Consider the following 19,746-nt stretch of genomic DNA (forward strand, 5'->3'; position numbering starts at 1 on the left):
GCAGAGGGGTCTTGGCTGGGAACAGCCGTTCTCGTCCCTGCGGTTTCTTCTCACAATGTTGCGGAATGGGCGCAGATTGGAGCATGGTAGGAGCAGGCGGCTGAGTGTTCATCAGGTGACGGTCTGTTGATCACGCACGGTCGTGTGCGGGCGGCGTCCCCTCCCCGTGGGGGACCCGCCCGCCTCTAAAACCACTGTCCGCGAGCAGAGGCGCCGCGATGACCACACATGCCTTCCGCCAGGAACACCACAGCACAACGAGCACCACCACGAGCAAGCGCACCCCGGCCGTCGTCCGCACGAGGCCGATAAGCCCGCAGGCCCGTGCCTTCGCCGCGCCGAACGGCGACCCGGCCGACTGGGACGGCGAGAAGCTGCGGATCTACAGCGAGCTCGGGGGTGCGGCGTGATGATGACCGCCGTACGACCGGCCGCGATCGGCCATCCCGGCTACAACGTCACCAAGGACGCCACTCCGGAAGTCGTGGAAGAGGTGCGGCGGCTCGCGCGGCAGGCGATGTGCGCATGGGGCCTGGGCGAGCAGGCGGAGACGGCTGCATTGCTGATCTCCGAGTTCTTCACGAACGCCATCACTCACACCAGTAGTCGCAGGGTCCGGGTCATCGTCGCTCGGCCCGCGCCCAACTGGGTGCGGCTGGCGGTCGTCGACAAGGCACCTGGCCGTCTGCCCGAGTTGCGCCCCGTGGATGCTGAGGCCGAGACCGGCCGAGGCCTGCTCCTGGTGGACGCCCTCGCTGACCGCTGGGGTTGCGACCTGCTGGGCTCCCATCCGACGCGGGGCCCGTGGGGCAAGAGCTGCTGGGCTGAGGTGCACGTGGGCGGCGACGGATGAGCACTGGGCGGCCAGGCGGCGGGCAGCCGCGCTTAGCCGGCGCCCCGCCGCAACCCCCGATGATCAACGAACCCGCGACCAACGCGCCGCGGTACGGCTCCGGGCCGGACATCGCCCTCCGGTTCATCCTCCCGTCCGGCCTGCTCCTGGTCCTGGTCGACGACGGCCATCCCCGTGCTGCGCAGGTACGTCAAACGGAGCGGGACGAGGAAAGCGGCCGCGGGCTGCTGCTCGTCCCCGGCCCTCGCCACCGACTGGGGCGATGGAGTGCCTGCAACGACCTGCTGGAGACAGCGGACGTCCTGCACGTGCTCGCCTGGTCCGGCCCGCCAGGCTGCCCTACCAGGAGAAGCCCGAAGGGCCGGCCCAAGCCGATGAGCTGCGCACCGACGTCTCGTGTGTGGCCAGCCGGCTCGCGGAGCACGACCTGCACTACGACACGAGCCGGGCCGGCGACATCACGCCGCCGCTGCGCATGACGCTTTGGCCCGCCGAGCGGGCTCGCTACTGTTCCTCGTCGCCCTGCCGCAGGTGTCCACCCGGGTGAGGTCGTCCGGACCGTCGGCGTGCGTTATCTCGGGTTTAAGAGAAGCATCAGGCGAGCCCCCGGAGTCGTAGCGGATTTCCCACAGCGAGCGCCGATTCCTGGCACGGGAACCCGCCGACCGAAGGCGCAGTCATGATGGGATCATTCAACGCAGCAGGTCAATGGGGACGACGGGGGGAGCACACACACATGCGCAAGGCAACGACCATAACGGCGCTCATCGCGGCAGCTGGGCTGATGACCGCGTGCGGTAGCGGCGGCGGCAAGACGGAGGGCGCCGCTAAGGGCACGTCCACATCGTCGCCGAAGCCAGCCTCCGATGGCCAGGACAGGACGTACCAGGTCACCTTCGAAGTCGGCGGCAAGGGCAAGTCCAACGTCTACTACAACCTCGACACGAACCGCTCCGAGCAAGTCACGCTACCGTGGAAGAAATCCGACAAAATTACCTTGAACGGCACCGAACGCAAGGTCGGGATCACCGTGTCTGTCGTGCCGGGGCCGGTGATGCTACCCAACGGTCAGTTCGCCACTGCCGATGCTCCTTGTTCGATCACCGTCGATGGGAAGAAGGTCGTCAAGGACTCGGGTGGCGCCGATGGCAAGCACATGTGCCAGTTCACCCTGCGGTAATCGGTTGGCCATTTTTCGTGCTTTTCTGGCTGCGGGCGTAGCGGGCAGGACCGGTACGTGCATGCGCCCGGTGTAGCGGTGAGCCCGCCAACCATCGAAAGCGGCCACCGCGGCGATCGGCTGGGGCGGCCGCAACGGGCCGCGCGGGTCTCCCTGAACAGAACAGCGGGTTACGCGGCAGCTTCGTTCAGCAGCTCGCCGACACCTTGGGCATCGGGGTAGCCCTTGAAGGAGGGGAGGAGATCGCGTACGAGGCTGACGCAGCGCGGGGCACCGATGCGGCGGGCCGCTTGCAGCGCCTCGATGGCGGCTGCGGCTGCGTGTTCGGGTTCTCCTAGTTCGAGGTGGCCGCGGGCCTGGTAGGTGAGGAAGACGCCGCGGGTCTTGTCGCGGCTGGGCGGCAGCAGTTCCTGGGCCTCGCGGATGAGCTGGTGGGCGCGGCGGGTGTCTCCGAGGTCGAGCAGGGCTTGGCCTGAGTCGCCGGCCAGGTCGGCGGTGGACATCCAGGCGCACCACGTAGGCACTGGCTCTCCTGACGATGCGTCGAGGAGATGCTCGGCTGCGGTGAGGGCTCGGAGCGTTCCGCGCCGATCGCCTTGTGCTGCCAGGGCTCGCGCGAGCCGGAGTTGGAGAAGGGAGCGGGCAACCGGGTGCCGCGTCGCGGGGAGAGCTCGTTCCAGGATGCCGGCCGCTGTGCCCGGGTTGCTGCACCAGGAAGCTTGGTATGCGAGATCACTGAGGAGGGCTGCTGCCATGTCTGGATCGCTGCCCTCGTGAGCGCTGTGCAGTCCGGCGATCCAGTACTTGCTGGCTTCTGGGTGCAGGCCCAGGTCAAAGTGATGCCAGGCCACTGTCTGGGCCAGCCGTGCTGCCAGCGCGTGCAGACGCAGCTTGACCGGCTCTTCGTAGCGGCCGTGTTCGAGCAGGCCGGTGACGGTCGTCAGGTGAGCATCGAGCAGGGGAGCTGTGTGCTGACGCTGTTCCGGAGGGACGGCGGCCAGCTGTGTGCTGGTCTCTTCCAGGAGAACGACCAGGTCTTCGTCGACCCACTTGCCGTCGCTCTGCTCTGAAGTTTGGGCCAGGAATGCGGCGGAAGTTCCGCGGTTGGCAGCCGCCCAGGAACCGGCGAGGGTGATCAGTGCGGTGCTGGAGACCACGGTCAGGAAGTGTCGGCGGGATCGTTCCATAGTGGTTCTGATCGCCTCTCGGAGGGGCGGCACCGTACTCGCGGGCCCCAGTGGGATACCCCGCCGTCCGCGCCGGGGAGCCAGTTGGGCCAGGCGTCGGGACCGACGGCCACGACAGCCGTGCCTGCGCCGGCGATGCGGCGGCCGCCGGATGGCTCGTTCGAAGCCGGCGCGGCGGTACTGCCCGCTGCACTCGGCCCAGTAGCGCAGCTTGCGGGACTCCCACGAAGAGCGGTGGCTGACGAAGGACACCATCGACGATTCACTGCGGGCCCTGTGCCGGCACGACTTCCGAGTGACGGTGCATGCGCCTCAAAGGACCCCGCCGAGCGGCTCAGGGGTCTCTACGCGGTCAGGAGCGGTTCCGCTCGCTGCCGCAGTTCTTCCACCTCGGGTGCGTGCCGGTACCGGTCCAGGCGGACATGCATGTCGTTGGCCGCCTCCGAGATCTTCACCGAGCGGACGCCCTCCGCGCAGTCCAGGAACGCCGTCCAGGTGGCGAGCGCGGTATCGAGGTCGCCTTGTCTGAGATGGACTCGGCCTAGGTCGGCGAGCACGATGGCGCGGCTGCGGCGCCGGTCGAGGCCGTGGATCTCCAGCGCCTGGTGCAGGTGCTGGGTGGCGCCGTCGAGGTCGCCGAGGCGGGCGAGGATCATGCCGGAGTGGTGCGCCCACCGGCCGATGCTGAAGTGTGAGGCCCACGACTCGCCGGGCGGGGCGTCGGGGAACCTCTCGATTGCCGTCTCGGAGGCCTTGAGCGCCCGGGTCGCCAGCGGCAGGTCACCGTCGAGCGCTGCCGCGTCGGCGAGTGTCGTCTGGTAGTACGAGACCGCCCGTGGATCGTCCAGGGGCTTGGCCTCCTCCACGCAGCGTTCGGACAGGCGTAGAGCGGCTGCCGCGAACTTGGGTCCGAGGTCGATGGCCTGCACCGCCAGCCCTCGCAGCGCGGTTGCAGACAGCTCTGGGTCGCCGGCCTCGGAGGCGAGAGCGTAAGCGTGCGCGTAGTACCGCTGCGCCATGCCCTGGTTGCCCTCGTCCTGTGCCATCCAGCCGCACAGATGAACGAGTTCAGAGGTCGCCGCGAAGAGGTTCCGTCCGGTGGCCTCCGTGTATCGGCCGTTGAGCCAGCGCTCGACGTCCTCGGTGAGGTAGCGAACCGCGAGGTGCCGCGCGTGCCCACCGCCGACCTCGGCCGCGGTGTCACCCAGCGCCTTGATCATCTGGCGGATGGCGGTGACCTCGCCGCTGCCGACGCGTACCCCGCCAGCACGGGTGACGCGGCGCTGAACGGCCTGAGGGTCGGGCAGGCCCAAGGCGCTCAGCGCGTAGGCGCTCGATGCCCCGAGGAAGTTCCGGCGTAGCACGTCGCTCCTCCCCAACTCGATGACAGACGCCACGGTATCCGTCGCAGCCGGTTCGCAGTCAGAGGATTGAGCGGCCTCAACCAAGTGTGCGTCCAGATCCAGGACTTGCACGATGTACGGCAACCAGTACTTCGGGGCCCGTTTACCGACGACCCATCGCCGTACGGACTGACGGTCGAGAGCGTCTGGCCCCCGGCCTTCTGCGATCCCTAACTCCCGGGCGAGTTTCGTCGGACCCCAGCCGCGTGCTTCGCACGCCGCCCGCATCAGTTCGCCGATCGTGGGTGTTTTGGCCACCTCGCCCCCTTCTGCGTCACCAGGAGCCATGACGGCCGTCCTGGGCTGGCCTACACGGGCCTACGCGGGCCTACAGCCTGGCACCTCCTCACTGTCCGCACCCAGCCGTTCACTATCACCACCCGCTCAGTCCCGACATTGACCGGAAACAGGTGATGACCGCCGTGCGTACGCCTACCGCCCATGCCGACGATGGCCCGATCCGCGACGGTGCTGTGCGCACCTCTGCCCTCCTGGGACGTCCCGTCAGCGGCAAGCACGCCTTGCCGGCACCGCCGTCTCGGCCTGGCCGGGCCGTCATGCTGCTCGGCCTGCTCGGACTGATGCCGCCGTTGGTCATCCTCACCCCGCAGTTCGCCGACGCTCACGACTCCAGCGCTGCAGCGCCGGAGTCGCGGCCGGACCTGACGCCGCACACCGACGAAACACACCCGTGCCGGTGCGGTCCCCGAACCGCCCTGTAGCGGCCTCCTTCCGCCCTCTGCCCTCCGGGCAGGCCCCGGCGGCCGGGCGATGGCTCCACCCTCCCCTTCCGCCCGGCCGCCGGTTCCACTCACCCCCTTACTCGAGGAGGACGTGCATGAGCACGCAAGACTCCAGGCTCCGCATCGTCGTCGGTTCCGACCTGGCGGGCCGCACCTACAAGGACGCGCTCGCCGACGAACTGCGGGAGAACGCGATGGTGGCCGAGGTCCTGGACATCGGCGTCGACGAGCACAGTCAGGCCACCTACCCGGAGATCGCCTTCGCCGCAGGCCGGCTCATCGCAGATGGCCAGGCCGACCGTGCCCTGCTGGTCTGCCACACCGGCCTCGGCGTTGCCATCGCCGCCAACAAGGTGCGGGGCATCAGGGCCGTCACCGCACTCGACCCGCTGTCCGTGCGGGCGGCAGTGTGCTCCAACAACGCCCAGGTGCTTACCTTCGGTCAGGGCATCATCGGCCTCGCCCTGGCCCGCCGCCTGACCAACGAATGGCTCACCTACCGCTTCGACCCCGGATCGTCCGCCGCCGTGAAGGTCCGGGCGATCAGCGACTTCGAGCGGCAGCACCTGCCTGTCCTCATCTCCGGAGGGCGGGCCTGATGCCCATGAACCCGAACACGGTGCCGCAGCACACCGAGGGCCTGCGCTGGCCCGTCGAGCCCGCCCAGGGCGGCTGGTACACCGACGCCGAGCACCAAGCCCTGCTCAAGGTGTGGACTGAGTCCGACGACTGGCGGACCGGCTGGAAGCAGTCCGCCTACTGCGGGGCCTTCGAGGACGCGTTCGCCGCCCACACGGGCGCCGAGCACGCCGTGTCCTTCAACAGCGGCGGCACGGCCATGGAGATGGTCCTGCGACACCTGCAGCTCGCGCCGGAGGACGAGGTGATCTCCTGCGCCCTCAACTTCGTCGGACCGCACATCGCGGTCATCGGGCAGGGCGGCCGCCTGGTCCTCGCCGAACCCGACCCGGTCACTCTCAACCTCGACCCGGCCGACACCGAGCGGGTCATGTCCCAGCACACGCGGGCGATCCTGATCACCCACTGGAACGGGGCGGTCACCGACCTGCGGCCCTTCCTCGACCTGGCCGCCGCCCACCCGCATCCCGTGCATGGCCCGCCGGTCGTCATCGTGGACGCGGCACGCGCCTGCGGTGGCCGTACGCCGTCCGGCGCGAGAGTCGGCGCAGAGGGCTGGGCCACCGTCTTCAGCTTCGAGTCGAAGAAGCTCATGACGACCCTGGGCCAGGGCGGCATGGTCACCACCAGCGACCCGGAGCTGGCCGAACGGCTGCGCTGGCTGCGCGCCTACGGAGGCCGCGACCACTGGGGCACCAACCAGATGCTGTCCAAGGCCCAGGCCGCGGTCGGCCTGGTCCAACTCTCACGCCTGGACGAGATGAACAGCGCCCGCGTCCACCGCGCCCACTCACGCACCCTCGCTCTGGCGGACATCGAGGAGCTGACGCTGCCGCCCACGCTCGATGAGGGGCAGCACCTCTACTACCGGCACAACCTGCTCGTGCCCGAGAAGTGGGCGGGCGCCGGCCGGCATGAGCTGATGAACCACCTCGCCGACCGGTACGGCGTCGGCAGCATCATCAGCGACCCGGTGACCTACCTCGGACACGGCCTGATCCTCGAGCACACGACGGGCCAGCACTGCCCGCGCGCCGAACAGCTCGCCGCACGTCTGCTGTGCCCGATCCTCCACCCCCGCATCAGCCCCGGCGACGAGGCCGCCATCTGCCACGCCATCCGGCAGGCCACGGCCGACCTCGCCCGTATCCGCCACACCGACTGAGAGGTTCGATCTGTATGTCACAGCTCCAGCGGGAGATCGACGACATCCGCCGCCGGGAGATCTACCTCGCCGACCCCCACCAGCCCAAGGACCCGGACGGGCTGCTCCGTATGGTCTTCCTCATCCCCTTCGGCCACGCCTACAGCCTGATGTGCAACGGGCCGATGAGCCTGTGCGACCTGATCAACCGCAGCGACGACGTCCCGGCCGTCGCCGAGAGGGCCATCCAGTACGACTGCCTCGTCCGCGACGGCAACCGGCTCACCACCCCCGACGGCGAGCCGTACCGCAGCATCGAATCCCCATTGCCCGTCGGCCAGGCTGACGTCCTCGGCATCTCCGTCATCAACAGCGGCGACATGCACAGCGTCTTCCGCCTTCTCGACCTCGCCGGCGTCCCCCGGCGCAGCGCTGACCGTACTCCCGGCGTCCACCCGCTCGTCGTGGGCGGCAACAGCGGCCTGGCCGACCCCGAGCCGCTGGCCGACTACTTCGATGTGATCGCCATCGGTGAGGCCGAACAGTCCCTGCCCGCGCTTCTCCGCATCGTCCACGCCCACCGCGCGCACCCCGATGGCACGTCGCTGCACGAGCAGATCGCCCGGGTGCCTGGCCTGTACGTGCCCTCCCTGTACGAGTGCGACTTCCTGCCCGGCGGCGGCGTCCGGGACATCCGGCCCAAGCGGATCACCGTCCCCGCCGGCGTCCACGCCCAGTACCTCACCGTCAAGGACCTGCACCCCGCCCACTTCTGCTACCCGATCACCGACGGCACCGCCGCCGGCCTGCACCCGGTCCTGGGCTGCCTGCACACCTGCGGCTTCTGCAACCTGGGCCTGCCGGACTTCCGCCAGGCCCCGCTGAAGATGCTCACCGACTACGTGGACCGGCTCGAAGCCCACAAGGTCCGCAAGATCATCATCAGCGCGCCCACCTTCACCCAGTACAAGCACCGGAGCGAGCTGCTGGAGCACATTCGCGCATACGCCAACCGCGCGCAGGCTCAGGGCGAGAAGGTCACCACGATCATCGGCTCCATCCGGGCCGACGAGATCAGCGCCGACTACCTGCGGGCCGTCACCGAACTCGGCGACTTCGGTCACCTGTTCACCGAGCTGAAGCTGTCACAAGCGCGGGGCATCATCACCATCGCACCCGAGTGGGCCGCACCTGATCTCGTCGCCCTGTACGGCAAGACACAAAAGCGCGAGCGGGTGAACAAGGCCATCGACCTGTGCCGGGAGAGCGAGCACGTCAACGCCGTGATGCTGTACTTCATCATCGGGGCACCCGGCGAACGGCCGGAGGACCGGCTGGCCATCGCCGACTACGCGCGCGACGTCCGCCGCCGGCTCGGCCACCGCGACGGAACCGTGATCGTCAAGCTCCACCAGTTCATGCCCAAGCCCGGCACGCTCAGCCAGCGGCTCGCCATGACGGACCCGGACCTCGTCCAGGAGTACGGCGACCAGGTCGCCGCCCGGCTGCGGGAGCAGGTCGGGGAAGAGGAGTTCGAGCAGCACTACCGGGTGGAGCAGTTCGGCGCGAGCCGGATGCACCTCGAGGTCGTGTGTTCCCGCGGGGACCGGCGAGTCGGCCACATGCTGGAAGACCTCTACGACGCCGGGATCGACCTGCACAACCTCACAAAGGATCAGCTCGTCCAGGCGATGGCCAAGCACGACCTCGACTACGACCGGCACCTTCGGCACATCGATGAGCCGGTGCTGCCCTGGCACGTCGTCAACCATGTGCACACCGGTGCCGAGCGAGAGTTCGCGGCCGCGCTCGCCGAGCGGGAAGCACGAGCATGACCAGGCAGTTCCCGCTGCACCCCGGCAAGCACGCCCTGCCCGCGGTGACCGACCCGGCCGAGCACGCCGAGTACGTGCGCGGCCGGTACCCGCAGGCAACGCTCGCCAAGATCGACGGAGCGGTCCTGCTGTACCAGCGGCCCGTGCTGGAAGGGGCGAAGGCCAGCTACCCCAGCCGCCGCCTGAACTGGGTCCGCGGTGAGCTGTTCATGCTGGAGCGCCAAGGCCGTCAGGTCGCCGTCTGCGGCGGCTTCGGCCTCGGCGCTCCGGCGTCGGCCCTGGTCATCGAACAGCTGATCGCCCTCGGTGTCCGCCGCGCGGTCACTGTCGGTACCGCGGCCGCGCTCCATCCCGATCTGTCGCCGGGCCAGCTCGTGGTGTGCGACAACGCGCTGCGGGACGAGGGGGTGTCCCACCACTACCTTCCGCCGGGATCGCACATCAAGCCCTCCCGGGAGCTCACCGAGCACCTCGCCGAGAGTGTGCGCCGGCGGGGCGTGGTGGCGCGGCGCGGTTCGGGCTGGACCACGGATGCTCCGTACCGGGAGACCGGTGAGGAGGTCCGCCGCTACGGCAGGCTCGGTGTCCTGACCGCTGACATGGAGGCCGCCGCCGTCTTCGCGGTCGCCGAGCACCGGGGCATCGACGCGGCCGCCGTCTTCGCGGTCGCTGACTCCCTCGTGGACCGCCGACCACGGCAAAAGCAGCCGGAGACCCGTGCAGCTCTGCACACGGCCATGGAAGCGGCCCTGAGCGCTCTCAATGCCGCCGCCCAGGACCGGGCCGTCCGGCTAAGGTGAGGCGTCCGCAAGGTGACCGGAAGGCGACGGGGCCCACACGCCCGCGTCGGTAGCAAAGGACTCCCACCCTCGTGAGCAGTGGCGCATCCCGGCCGGCCGTCGGGGCCGTGGTCCTGACCATGAACGACCGGCCCGAGGAGTTCCCTCGGGCCATGGCCTCGCTCCTGGCCCAGCAGGGCGTCGAGCTGGACGTCGTCGTGGTCGGCAACGGCTGCGTCCCCGAGCAGGTCCCGCCCGGTGTGCGAACGGTCGAGCTGGCCGAGAACGTCGGCATCCCCGAGGGCCGCAACGTCGGCGCCAAGGACGTCAAGGGCGACTACCTGTTCTTCTTCGACAACGACGCCCACCTCCCGGACACCGATGTGCTCGCCCGGCTCGCCGCCGCGCTCCAGCAAGATGGGAACCTGGCCTACGTCCAGCCCCGCATCAGCGACCCGGACACCGGCGTGACCCAGCGCCGCTGGGTGCCCCGACTGCGGGCCGGCGACCCGGCCCGGCCCGGCATCGTGACCGTCATGGCTGAGGGCGTCGTCATGATCCGCCGGACAGCATTCGACGCCGCCGACGGCTGGCCGGGCCACTTCTTCCTGTTCCACGAGGGCGTCGACCTCGCCTGGCGGCTGTGGGACCACGGCGGCAAGGGCCTGTACCGTCCCGACATCACCGTCCACCACCCGGCGACCGACCCGGCCCGGCACGCCACCTTCTACCGCCTCAACGCCCGCAACCGGGTCTGGCTCGCGCGCCGCAACCTCCCCGCCCCGCTCATCCCGATCAACCTGGCCGCATGGCTCGCCCTCACCTTCTGGCGTGTCCGTGACCGCACCGCCCTGAAGGCCTCATTCAACGGCTTCCGGGAAGGGCTACGCGGCGGCTACGCGACGCGGGCCCCGATGCGCTGGGGAACGGTGGCCCGGCTCACCCGCGCCGGGAGACCGCCGATCTTCTGACGCGCTCCCAACGCACTGCGGCTGCGGTTGATGCCGACGGCTCGGCTGGCTCCCTTGATGCTCACGCCCTCGTTTATCAGTTCGAGGAACCTCTGCTTCACCTCGGAGGGCACCCGTTTGCCGTTCGGGCGCCCCCCCAGCAGTGCTGCTCGTGTCTTTCATCGCCTACCCGGAGGTCGGGTGTTGCGACGTTGATTAGAACTCAAGAGTGCGACAGCGGGGCACGGGGCCAACGTCAGGCCAATCCGCAGCTCGGGCCGCCCGGACCGTCGAACCGCACTGAGCTGAAGAAGTCCTGGTAGGCGGGGAAGAAATTGCCCTTGCCGGTCGGGCCAGCGGAGGTGACAGACGTGCAGCCGGAGTAATTCGCGTCGGACCACAGGTAGATGGTCGAAGGCGTCCGGTTCCAGTCCGACTTGGCTCGGTCGTTCATGCCGAGCGCGGCGAGGTCGGGCGTGCTGCTCCGCAGCGTGATCATGTCGCCGGTTCCGTCGAGCCCCGAGAACATGCAGTAGTACCCAACAGGGCATCGGTCATACCCGTCGACGGCCTGCGCCGGGAAGACCGGTGTCAGACTCAGGGTCGCCACCGCGCCGGCCAGCCCGACAAGAATTCGTTTGGTGCGTTTCATGCTCAGCTCAACGAGCCCTACCGCTTCAGGTCATCGCAGGCTATGGGAGCCTCGCCCGTGCTGGCCGTTCTCGCCAAGCACTGGCACGCTCAGCTCAGCCAGCTCACCGCCACCCACCGCGGCTACCAGGCCTTGGAGGACGCCGGCCTCCATGTGACCACCAAAACCCTGATCAACTGGCTGTCCGACCCCGAGTACAACATCCGCCGCAGCTACCGAGACATCATCCACACCGCCTACGAGAACGCCGCCATCGTCCCCGCCGACCCAATCCCCGACCACGTCAAGACGGGCCAGTTCGAGATCAGCGGCACCGCCAAGACGGGCGACGACGAGCGCGAGCGCGGCAACCGGAGGGCAGCCCCGCTGCGCATCGACGCCAGCAGGGGCAACTGGGATGAGATCGAGGAACTCTGGCTGACTGGCGAGCTCACCGACGACGACTTCGAGGACCACTTCATCGACGACATCATCGTGGCGGACATCGGCGAAGGCACCGACGGGTGGGACCCGGCGCCTCCTACTCCGTAGAGCTCCGGTAGCAGCATGCGGGTGCTCGTGCCCCACCAGTCAACATCCGACCTCCCAGCCGGGCGCGCCGAGGCCTCGCCGGCATACCGGCGAGAACGCCGGCGCCTGGGCCGGCACGGCGGCGAAAAACTCGTCGAGATCCAGGACCTCCACTACGGCGAGGACGAAGACGACGAAGGCAGTGTCGAGTGGAGATCGACTACCTCGACGACCGAGGCCAGACCGGCCGCATCCGCCTCTCCGTCGACGAAACGGTCAGCCGGCGCACGCCCGTCGCAGTCTGACCGAGAGCCTGTGCTGCTCACCACGAACCATGATCGAGAAAGGTGAACCATGAACCCTCGCTCTGCGGCTACCGATCCGCGCGCTCTGGTCCTCGCCCAAAACCGCCAGCGCATCGCGCACGAGACCTACGGTTCCACCGCGAACTGGAACAACCTCAAGCCGGATGAACAGCAGCTCCTGATCGAAGAGGCCGCCACCTGGCTGCGCGCCGCGGTCGAGACCGGCATCGCACCACCCGCCGAACGGCCCACCCGCGACCACTACGCCGTGTACCTCGATGAGCGCGGTTTCCTGTATGGCGAGTACGACGGCGACGACATCTTGCGTCTGCGCTGGGTGAGTGAGCAGGCACAGTCCAAACAGGAGCTGGAGGATGAGGGAGCCAAGTTCCGCCTGATCGGCTGGAGCCAGTGACCTAGGACCTGTCCGAGGGGTCACGTGACAGGCTGGCTGATGAATCGTTCCGTCCGTTGTGGGGCGGGGTGATCTGACAGATGCGGAGTGGGCCCGGCTGGAACCGCACCCGCCGAGGAGCGCAGGCCGAGGCGGGCGGTGGAAAAGCCACCGTGTGGTAATCAACGGCATTCTCTTCCGGCAACGGACCGGCATCCCGTGGCGGGACTTGCCTGTGCGGTTCGGCAAGTGGAAGACGGTGCATGACAGGCATCGCAGGTGGTCGGCGGACGGCACGTGGGACAGAATCTTGCGGGCCGTCCAGGCCGACGCCGATATCGAGGGCCGTCTCGACTGGACGATGGCGGGGGTGGACTCGACGGTCAGCCGGGCGCATCAGCACGCGGCCGGTGCACGAAAGCAGCCTCCGCGGGTCCCCGGTCGGCGTAGTCGGCCCGCTCATCATAGGAACGACGAAGGGCTGGGCCGCTCCCGGGGAGGGCTGACCACGAAGATTCATCTGGTGGGTGAAGGCGGGCGGCGTCCGCTGGCCGTGCTGATCATCCGGGGCAGGCGGGCGACGGACCGCAGATGATCCCGGTGCTGGAGCGCGTCCGCGTGCCGCGCCCGGCTGGCGGGCGTCCTCGCACTCGGCCGGAGCACCTCAGCGCCGACAAGGCGTACAGCTCCCGCCGCAATCGCGGCTATCTGCGACGCCGGCAGATCAGACACACCATCCCCGAGCGCCGCGACCAGCAAGCCCATCGGCAAAACCGCGGCAGCAAGGGCGGGCGGCCCGCCGGCTTCGACCGGGCCCTGTATGTCCGCAGGAACGAGGTCGAGCGCACGATCAACGCCCTCAAGGGCTTCCGCGCCGTGGCCACTCGATTCGACAAACGGGCTTACGTCTTCCACGGAACGGTCACCGTCACCGCGATCCGTCTCTGGCTCCGCTCCTGAGCCTGCTCGCGTACTCCCGATCCGCCCTGGCCTACCGCAGCACGGGGCGGTTGGCGGATGTGTACTCGTCCGCGATACTGAACACGCTCGCGCAGTGTGGGCATTCGGCCTTGCCGAAGAGGTGGGCGATTCCCTCGGCGAGGGCCTCGTGCCCGTCGCGGACGGCAGTCTCGTGCATCCACCGGCCGGTGCCGGAGAGTTCGTCGAAGGACGCCGGACGTAGGCCGCGGCGGTCCATGTCGCCCAGGTTCCAGTCCCGGATCGCTGAATAGCGCCCGTGGTCACCGATGGCGATCGTCACTTCCACGGCGCAGCTGGGGCAGGCCAGGTGGTAGAAGTCATCCGTGAAGTCCCCCAGCACGGCACTCCAGTGGTACTCCTCCCTGGCCGCGAGCGAATCGAGGAACGCCGCGAGGTAGTCGACCTGCCGCGATTGCAGGTGCCGGTCCAACAGCTGGCGGAACTCAGCGATCGCGTCGGCGCAGTTCGCCAGCAGATCATCGCAGCCGTGGTGTCCTGCCGCGCGTCGCAGGATCGTTCCCGCCAGTTCACGCGCTGGTGCGCTCCTGGAGGCAAGACACATCAGGCGCGGCAGGGCGGCAAAGCTGGCGGGGAAGACGAGGTCGTGTTCCAGGACCAGCCGGTATCCCAGCTCCTCCCATGCTTCGGCATTGTCCTCGAGCTCCACCTGTTCCAGAAGCGCGGGGACGCGATCGACATCCCCGTAGCAGTCGTGCATCTGCGTCCAGTTCACCACCTTGGCATTAAAGCGCCTCATGGCAATCGGGGTGGGCGCCCCTGTTCCTGACTCATCGGACAGGCCCTAGTTGTATTGACCTGAAGCGTTGTTAACGCGGCTGATCGGTGGCTGGCCTCCGAGGGCGGTGTGGCAGCGGTGGTGGTTGTAGGTGTGCAGGAAGTCTGCCAGGGCTGCGGTGCGCTCGTCGTTGCTGGTGTAGGGCCGTAGGTAGGCCCATTCGTCGAGAAGGGTGCGGTTGAAGCGTTCGACCTTGCCGTTGGTCTGCGGCCGGTAGATGCGTGTGAGCTTGCCGGTCGCGTCGAGGTCGGCAAGGGCCTGCCGCCAGGCGAAGCTCTTGCGGTAGGGCCAGGCGTTGTCCGTCAGGACCCGTTCGATGCGGTCGATGCCGCAGGTGGCGAAGAAGGCTGCGGCCCGGGTCAGGAAGGCCGCGCAGGTGGCGGCCTTCTCGTCCGGATGGACCTCGCTGTAGGCCAGGCGGCTGTGGTCATCGACGGCGGAGTGGATGTAGTCGAAGCCGGTGGTGCGGCGGCGGTCGGGGCAGGCGGCACGGCCGTGGACGCGCCAGCCTCCGCCGTCGGGGATGCGGCCGAGTTTCTTGACGTCCACGTGGATCAGCTCGCCGGGCCGGCTGCGTTCGTAACGGCGGATGACCTGGCCGGTGGGCCGGTCGAGGAAGGCCAGGCGGTTCAGGCCGTGCCGGACCAGGACCCGATGGACGGTCGAGGCGGGCAGGCCCAGGATCGGGCCGATGCGGGCCGGGCCCAGTTTGCGCTCTTGCCGCAGGCGGCAGACCCGGTCTTCCATCTCTGCCGGAGTGCGGTGCGGTGTCCTGTGGGACCGGCTGGAACGGTCGTGCAGGCCGGCCTTGCCCTCTGCACGCCACCGCCGCAGCCACTTGTGGGCGGTGGGCCGCGAGATGCCCATCTCGGCCGCGACATGCGCGACCGGACGGCCGGAAAGGACACGCTCGACGAGCAGCAGCCTGCCGTGAACGGTCAGCCGGGCATTACGGTGGGACACGAAGACCTCCGTGCGTTGCAGTACTAGTGCGCTGGGTGCTCGCCCCGCGTACGACGTGGCAGGCACGGCGCCTGGCCGCCGACTTCGGTGAGGGGATGGACGCGAAGACCGCGTGGGTGATGGCCCGTCTCGCCCGCTATCCCGACGAATACGACTACGCCATGGCCCACCTGGACCACGAACACCGCACCTCTGACTGAGCGCAGCGCCGGCTCAGACGTCGCCTGCCGGATCACGGGCGGCTGGCGAGGATGTCGTCGATGCGGGAGGCGTGGGTGACCCAGGTCGCGGCGGCGGGCGCTATGAAGCCGAGCACGGTGTGGCTGTCGTCGCGGCGGCCTTCGAGCGGCAGGTGCCAGATTCCCTCGTGGTGCGCGATGCGGTTGCGGAACTTGTGCAGCCGCTTGACCGGTTCTTCCACTGTGTTCAGGGCAGGGTTGGGGCGTAGGGGAAGGCGCCTGCGAGGTCGGGCCACAGGTTGGTCTTGTACTGGCGGGCCAGCAGGAAGCGCCAGAAGCCGAAGCTCAGCTCCGCGATGACCTTCCCGCGTGGGATGGCCACACCACCGCCGCGGCCGGCGCGCTCTTGGGCCTGGGCGATGTCACCGCGGGCCTTGGCGCTGAGGGGAATCTGCCTGTCGATGTACCACTCGGTGGTGCGGCCGCGGCGCTGCTGGCGGGCGACGAGCCGCGCGTCGAGCGCGTTGCGCAGCCGCGCCCGTCCCGGCCGTCGACGACGTCGACCAGGAGCAGGAGCTCGTCCTCGAGGACCTGACGTGGGTAGAGCACATCGTCGAAATTGCGCAGCGCCTGCGATGGGCGCAGGCGACTGCGGGAGCGTGGGCACCTGCCTTACATGGACACGCGCCGGCTGGACAACGCTACGCGGCAGGGTGCGTTGGGGAAGCGGCTGCTGCTCGCTCCGGCTGCTGACAGTACGCGGCCCTGCGGCCTCAGGAGGCGAGGAGGCCGCAGGGCCGGCAAGCCTCCCCAGGCTGATCACCGACCGTACGTCGGGCGGCCCGGCGCGTCCAGCCCACCGGTCACCATCATGGCCGCGAGCATGTGCTTGCTGCGGTGCTGCGTCTACCCGTAGTGGCGCCGTCCTGCTGACTTCGGGGCGCTGCTCTGGGACACGGCGCTGGACCGCCGTGTTCGACGAGAGCCAGGAACCCGAGCCTGATGAGCGCCGGGGATGGCAGCCGATCTGGAAGCGGCCCCGGACGCCGAAGGCGAAGGCGGTGAAGAAGCAGGAACTGCGCAAGCAGCGGCTCCGTTGGTGGCCTCCGACGACAGCTCATACGTGTCGTTCCTCCGGCTGGAAGTCGGAGGGTTCCGGGCGTCCTTCGGCAGGGGCCGCGGCCACCACACCGGTGCCGGTTCGGCCCTCGTCAGCGCTTCCTGAACCTCTTCGTGTTGCGGCCAGCGGAGGTGTTGATGTCTGTGTCGGCGATTGCTTGCCGAAGTACGCCGGGATCTCAGCGGTCCTGCCCTGAGCATCGGTCGGTCCGGCAGGGATCTGCCTACGTTGGGCTGCTGTTATGTGGCAAGGAAGAACGCAAGCAACATCATGGTGATCACGGTAAACCCCGTGAAAGCCTGGTATTTCCGAGGATATTCGTATTCCGCCCTTTTTGTCCCGTTTCGCCACTCTTCGCCGTACTGCAGCAAAAGCTTCCTGTAGGGGAGAAACCCGATCGCCAGACCGGTCCATGTAAACGAGTACAGCACCAGCATCTGACGGGCGTCCCAGTGCTGCGCCTGGGCCTCGCCGAATGCGACCATTCCGGCGCAGCACGCGACGGAGACACCGAGGAACACCAGCGTCGCCGCGCGTACCTTCATCCATCTGTGCACGGCGAAGCAGAGCAGGAAGGTGGAGAAGGCCGCCATGATGAGCAGGTAGGCCCAGGGGAGTCGGGCAAGCATGGTTGGTCCCATCGGTGGTCAGGGGCCGACGGACGGCCCGTCGGCCCCTGAAGTACTGTCGGCTCAGCTGCTCAGAATAGTTCCCCGAGCAGGCCGGTGACGGGCGATATGAGATCGTGCCCGAACTGTGTGATCTTGGTGGCTACCTTTGTGCCGCCGAGGGCTCCGATCCACTTCGACTGTCCGAAGGTGAGAACGCCCAGTGCGGCGCTCGCCACGGAACTCGCGAATTGGGGGCTGTCCAGTCCCCAGCCGATTCCGGTGAAGAGCACGTTCAGGCCCGAGAAGGCCAGCGAGGCGTAGCCGAAGAAGGCCGCGGCTCCTTCTATGAACGGTACGGCGGGCGGGAAGATCAGACCGATGCCGAGCCCCGCGACGCCGAGTCCAGCGGCGGCGAAGCCGGTGCCGATACTCAGCCAGTTGGTGGCGTTGGCGAGTGCCCTGGCATCCTTCTTCCACCATGGAAGGTCGTCGTCCTGGACGGTGTCGTTGTCGGCACTGTCCGCCGGATTCACTCCCTTCTGGGCCGGCCTGCTGGTCGGTGCCCGTGCGCGGCCGGTAGTTGTAGGTGACGAAGCTGCTTCACCTTCAGGCCCTTGGCCTTCAGCGGCAGCGTGTCTCGACGCAGCCGGACGGCTGGATCACCGCCGATGTGACCAACCTGGCCCAGACCCGGACAATCGGGAATCATGTCTGGTCGGGGAGAGCTGCGCCCAGCCCCACACCTGCGGGCCGCCGCCGCACCAGTCGATCATCTCGGTGTCGGCGGCCACATCGATCTCGTGGAGCAGGACGTCGTCACAGCGCAGGTGGGCCGCCATGCCCCATCCCGCCCATCCAACGGGCCCTCAGGCCGCCCCCAACCCGCCGTCAGCCCAACGAGCAGGAACAAGTAGGGCGCGCCCGGGACTGCCCTCAACAGCCGGACACCGCACCACCATCCACTCATAGCCCCGCCCTGTGCGGGACTCCTCCCCTTCCGGCTCATTCCCCAAGATCGAGGACCACCAGCGAACGCCGGAACCGGGACCGGAGCCGAGGCGCCCACCGGACCGCCAACGACCCGAGCTCCGCTCACAGGCGGTGATCGAGTCCGACAGAGCGGCGATCCGGCGCGCGAAGGCCGAGTATCAGTCTGGTGCAGTGACCGGCTCCGAGCGGTCTCGGGATCTCCGCCATCCACTCCCACGCGGCGCCCGGCGCGGCTACCGTGGGGGCATGGCGAAGGAGATCCGCATCAAGGTCGACGACGAGACGTATGAGGAACTGCAGCGTCGCGCCGCAGATGGTCACGAGGACCCAGATCAGTACGCGAGCCGGCGGCTGACCGACGACCTTGCGCGCACCCGGTTCCTTGAGGGCGCGAGGGCCTTCGTCGAGGAGCACGGGCAGGCCTTCGCTGACCGCTTCGGGACCGGCCCGAGCAGTCACGCCGCCTGATGCCGCCCGTTGTGCTCATTGACGAGCGATGGCTGCTTGACACCGCACAGAACCTCGTGCCCGGCGACCCCGACGTCACCGACTACGGCGCGCTGGCTGCCGCCGTCGCCCGCCACCGACACGAGGTCATGGGCACCCTGGTCTACCCGGCCGCGCACCACCGGGCCGCCGCCCTCCTGCACGCCCTCGCACGGATTCCTGCCCTCGAGCACTCGAACGAGCTGTTCGCCGCGCAGGTCGCCTACGCCTACCTCCACGCCAGCGGCATCCAGGTCAAGGTCGGCAGCCAGGAGGCGATCGCGTTGGTCATCGACGCGGCCGAGGGACTCCGCGACGTGCGCCAGGTCGCCGATGCGCTGAAGAACTGGGGCTGATCAGTCCCGGGTGCGTGCGGTGGCGCGCAGGCGGCTCAGCGGCACCCAGTCGAGGACGTCCAGGGCGCGCTGAGCGGCGTCGGACGGCTGGTCGGAGGCCTATGCCTGGGCGAGGACGAGGGTGGCGGCCCACCCCCCGGGTGCCGGTGGTGCAGGTGGCCGCGGAGGCCACGGCGCGGGCGCGGGCCTGTTCGGCGCGGCCCAACGTGAGGTGCGCTTCGGCCTGGTGCAGGGCGAGTTCGGTCAGTGCGACGTCGAGGGTCGGCCGCCTCCCGGTCGCCGCCCTGCTGGGCGTGGGTGGGCAGAAGCGCCCAGACGTGGAACTGCGCACGGACCGGGCCGACGGGGGCCGCGGCCGCGCCGCGCTCGGCGTACAGAGGGCTGGGGTCACGTGCCGGTGTGGCGGACCACCATGCTCTGCGCTACGTAGGCCCCCCCCCCGGCCAGTGCCGTATCGCCGCACCGGTTGGCGTACGACGCTGCGGCGCCCAGGTGGGTGCGCGAACCAGCATGTACGTATGCAACTGCTCCGCCTCAAGCGGTGCTGAGGCGGAGCAGTTGCGATTCTGATCTTGACGGTATGCAGGTCAGCCAACGTTTAGGCGTTGGTGTGGAGGCCGGCCGTGAACGCGGCGAAGTGGCCGGGTGAGAAGAGGAGCGCGGGGCCCTGGGGGTTCTTCGAGTCCCGGA

At 68.8% G+C, this 19,746-nt stretch carries 25 protein-coding genes; 15 read left to right on the top strand and 10 right to left on the bottom strand.

Annotated features, from left to right (window positions below; genetic code table 11):
• Positions 1–218: 218 nt before the first annotated feature.
• The 3 genes from AC0B9F_RS37425 to AC0B9F_RS37435 all read left to right on the top strand — a co-directional run bounded on the left by AC0B9F_RS37425 (position 219) and on the right by AC0B9F_RS37435 (position 2,033).
• Positions 219–410, top strand: coding sequence for a hypothetical protein (locus AC0B9F_RS37425; RefSeq protein ID WP_472010242.1), 192 nt, complete (start codon positions 219–221; stop codon positions 408–410).
• A gap of 2 nt (positions 411–412) precedes the next feature.
• Positions 413–853 carry an ATP-binding protein gene (locus AC0B9F_RS37430; RefSeq protein ID WP_472010244.1) on the top strand — a complete coding sequence of 147 codons (441 nt, stop codon included), beginning with the start codon at positions 413–415 and terminating at the stop codon, positions 851–853.
• A 736-nt stretch (positions 854–1,589) separates the two neighbouring features.
• The gene (locus AC0B9F_RS37435; RefSeq protein WP_472010246.1) at positions 1,590–2,033 is read left to right on the top strand and encodes a hypothetical protein; all 444 of its coding nucleotides are present in this window, start codon (positions 1,590–1,592) and stop codon (positions 2,031–2,033) included.
• Positions 2,034–2,203: 170 nt separating this feature from the next.
• Here the strand turns inward: AC0B9F_RS37435 and AC0B9F_RS37440 are convergent, their stop codons facing one another.
• Positions 2,204–3,190: an XRE family transcriptional regulator gene (locus AC0B9F_RS37440; RefSeq protein WP_472010248.1), complete on the bottom strand. Its 987-nt coding sequence runs from the start codon at positions 3,188–3,190 to the stop codon at positions 2,204–2,206.
• Between the two features lie 374 nt (positions 3,191–3,564).
• Complete coding sequence (locus tag AC0B9F_RS37445) at positions 3,565–4,584, bottom strand: tetratricopeptide repeat protein (protein WP_472010250.1); 1,020 nt, start codon at positions 4,582–4,584, stop codon at positions 3,565–3,567.
• A gap of 877 nt (positions 4,585–5,461) precedes the next feature.
• On the opposite strand from AC0B9F_RS37445, the gene AC0B9F_RS37450 reads away from it, so the two are divergent.
• From AC0B9F_RS37450 to AC0B9F_RS37470, 5 genes are all read left to right on the top strand, one after another.
• Positions 5,462–5,965 carry an RpiB/LacA/LacB family sugar-phosphate isomerase gene (locus tag AC0B9F_RS37450; protein ID WP_472010252.1) on the top strand — a complete coding sequence of 168 codons (504 nt, stop codon included), beginning with the start codon at positions 5,462–5,464 and terminating at the stop codon, positions 5,963–5,965.
• On the top strand, positions 5,965–7,170 hold the full coding sequence (locus AC0B9F_RS37455) for a DegT/DnrJ/EryC1/StrS family aminotransferase (protein ID WP_472010254.1): 1,206 nt from the start codon (positions 5,965–5,967) through the stop codon (positions 7,168–7,170). Before AC0B9F_RS37450 ends, AC0B9F_RS37455 begins: the two co-directional genes overlap by 1 nt.
• Positions 7,171–7,184: 14 nt before the next feature.
• Positions 7,185–8,984: a B12-binding domain-containing radical SAM protein gene (locus tag AC0B9F_RS37460; protein WP_472010256.1), complete on the top strand. Its 1,800-nt coding sequence runs from the start codon at positions 7,185–7,187 to the stop codon at positions 8,982–8,984.
• Entirely contained in the window at positions 8,981–9,784 is an 804-nt protein-coding gene (locus tag AC0B9F_RS37465; protein ID WP_472010258.1) for a phosphorylase family protein, read from the top strand. The genes AC0B9F_RS37460 and AC0B9F_RS37465 overlap by 4 nt, the downstream gene beginning before the upstream one ends.
• A gap of 71 nt (positions 9,785–9,855) precedes the next feature.
• On the top strand, positions 9,856–10,734 hold the full coding sequence (locus AC0B9F_RS37470) for a glycosyltransferase family 2 protein (protein WP_472010260.1): 879 nt from the start codon (positions 9,856–9,858) through the stop codon (positions 10,732–10,734).
• Between the two features lie 235 nt (positions 10,735–10,969).
• Here the strand turns inward: AC0B9F_RS37470 and AC0B9F_RS37475 are convergent, their stop codons facing one another.
• Positions 10,970–11,365 (bottom strand): peptidase inhibitor family I36 protein, encoded by a 396-nt coding sequence (locus tag AC0B9F_RS37475; RefSeq protein ID WP_472010262.1) that lies wholly within the window; start codon positions 11,363–11,365, stop codon positions 10,970–10,972.
• Between the two features lie 42 nt (positions 11,366–11,407).
• Between AC0B9F_RS37475 and AC0B9F_RS37480 the strand changes: the two genes are divergently transcribed.
• The 3 genes from AC0B9F_RS37480 to AC0B9F_RS37490 all read left to right on the top strand — a co-directional run bounded on the left by AC0B9F_RS37480 (position 11,408) and on the right by AC0B9F_RS37490 (position 13,534).
• A complete protein-coding gene (locus AC0B9F_RS37480) occupies positions 11,408–11,896 on the top strand; it encodes a hypothetical protein (RefSeq protein ID WP_472010264.1) in 489 nt (162 codons plus the stop codon).
• A 333-nt stretch (positions 11,897–12,229) separates the two neighbouring features.
• Positions 12,230–12,595, top strand: a complete 366-nt coding sequence (locus tag AC0B9F_RS37485) for a hypothetical protein (protein WP_472010266.1) — start codon at positions 12,230–12,232, stop codon at positions 12,593–12,595.
• A gap of 58 nt (positions 12,596–12,653) precedes the next feature.
• A protein-coding gene (locus AC0B9F_RS37490) for an IS5 family transposase (protein ID WP_472010268.1) occupies positions 12,654–13,534 on the top strand; the annotation gives its coding sequence in 2 pieces (ribosomal slippage) (positions 12,654–13,137 and positions 13,137–13,534; 882 coding nt in all).
• A gap of 31 nt (positions 13,535–13,565) precedes the next feature.
• Here AC0B9F_RS37490 and AC0B9F_RS37495 read toward each other — a convergent pair.
• Positions 13,566–14,291 (bottom strand): hypothetical protein, encoded by a 726-nt coding sequence (locus AC0B9F_RS37495; protein WP_472010270.1) that lies wholly within the window; start codon positions 14,289–14,291, stop codon positions 13,566–13,568.
• Between the two features lie 66 nt (positions 14,292–14,357).
• Positions 14,358–15,314 (bottom strand): IS481 family transposase, encoded by a 957-nt coding sequence (locus AC0B9F_RS37500; protein WP_472010272.1) that lies wholly within the window; start codon positions 15,312–15,314, stop codon positions 14,358–14,360.
• Between the two features lie 35 nt (positions 15,315–15,349).
• Here AC0B9F_RS37500 and AC0B9F_RS37505 point away from each other — a divergent pair, with 35 nt between their 5' ends.
• On the top strand, positions 15,350–15,514 hold the full coding sequence (locus AC0B9F_RS37505; RefSeq protein WP_472010274.1) for a hypothetical protein: 165 nt from the start codon (positions 15,350–15,352) through the stop codon (positions 15,512–15,514).
• A 32-nt stretch (positions 15,515–15,546) separates the two neighbouring features.
• Here AC0B9F_RS37505 and AC0B9F_RS37510 read toward each other — a convergent pair whose 3' ends face one another.
• Positions 15,547–15,735, bottom strand: a complete 189-nt coding sequence (locus AC0B9F_RS37510; RefSeq protein WP_472010276.1) for a hypothetical protein — start codon at positions 15,733–15,735, stop codon at positions 15,547–15,549.
• 5 nt (positions 15,736–15,740) lie between these two features.
• The gene (locus AC0B9F_RS37515; protein WP_472010278.1) at positions 15,741–15,875 is read right to left on the bottom strand and encodes a hypothetical protein; all 135 of its coding nucleotides are present in this window, start codon (positions 15,873–15,875) and stop codon (positions 15,741–15,743) included.
• A 633-nt stretch (positions 15,876–16,508) separates the two neighbouring features.
• Here AC0B9F_RS37515 and AC0B9F_RS37520 point away from each other — a divergent pair.
• The gene (locus tag AC0B9F_RS37520; RefSeq protein WP_472010280.1) at positions 16,509–16,718 is read left to right on the top strand and encodes a hypothetical protein; all 210 of its coding nucleotides are present in this window, start codon (positions 16,509–16,511) and stop codon (positions 16,716–16,718) included.
• A gap of 134 nt (positions 16,719–16,852) precedes the next feature.
• Here the strand turns inward: AC0B9F_RS37520 and AC0B9F_RS37525 are convergent, their stop codons facing one another.
• Complete coding sequence (locus AC0B9F_RS37525) at positions 16,853–17,242, bottom strand: hypothetical protein (RefSeq protein WP_472010282.1); 390 nt, start codon at positions 17,240–17,242, stop codon at positions 16,853–16,855.
• Between the two features lie 71 nt (positions 17,243–17,313).
• Positions 17,314–17,757 carry a hypothetical protein gene (locus tag AC0B9F_RS37530; RefSeq protein ID WP_472010284.1) on the bottom strand — a complete coding sequence of 148 codons (444 nt, stop codon included), beginning with the start codon at positions 17,755–17,757 and terminating at the stop codon, positions 17,314–17,316.
• 703 nt (positions 17,758–18,460) lie between these two features.
• On the opposite strand from AC0B9F_RS37530, the gene AC0B9F_RS37535 reads away from it, so the two are divergent.
• Positions 18,461–18,682, top strand: a complete 222-nt coding sequence (locus AC0B9F_RS37535; RefSeq protein WP_234519903.1) for a hypothetical protein — start codon at positions 18,461–18,463, stop codon at positions 18,680–18,682.
• A gap of 11 nt (positions 18,683–18,693) precedes the next feature.
• Positions 18,694–19,056: a fic family toxin-antitoxin system, toxin component gene (locus tag AC0B9F_RS37540; RefSeq protein ID WP_472010286.1), complete on the top strand. Its 363-nt coding sequence runs from the start codon at positions 18,694–18,696 to the stop codon at positions 19,054–19,056.
• Between the two features lie 598 nt (positions 19,057–19,654).
• Here AC0B9F_RS37540 and AC0B9F_RS37545 read toward each other — a convergent pair.
• Positions 19,655–19,746, bottom strand: a 92-nt coding sequence (locus AC0B9F_RS37545) for a DUF397 domain-containing protein (protein ID WP_472010141.1), incomplete at its 5' end; no start/stop codon positions are given.

It is taken from the genome of Streptomyces sp. NPDC097129 (assembly GCF_055668065.1).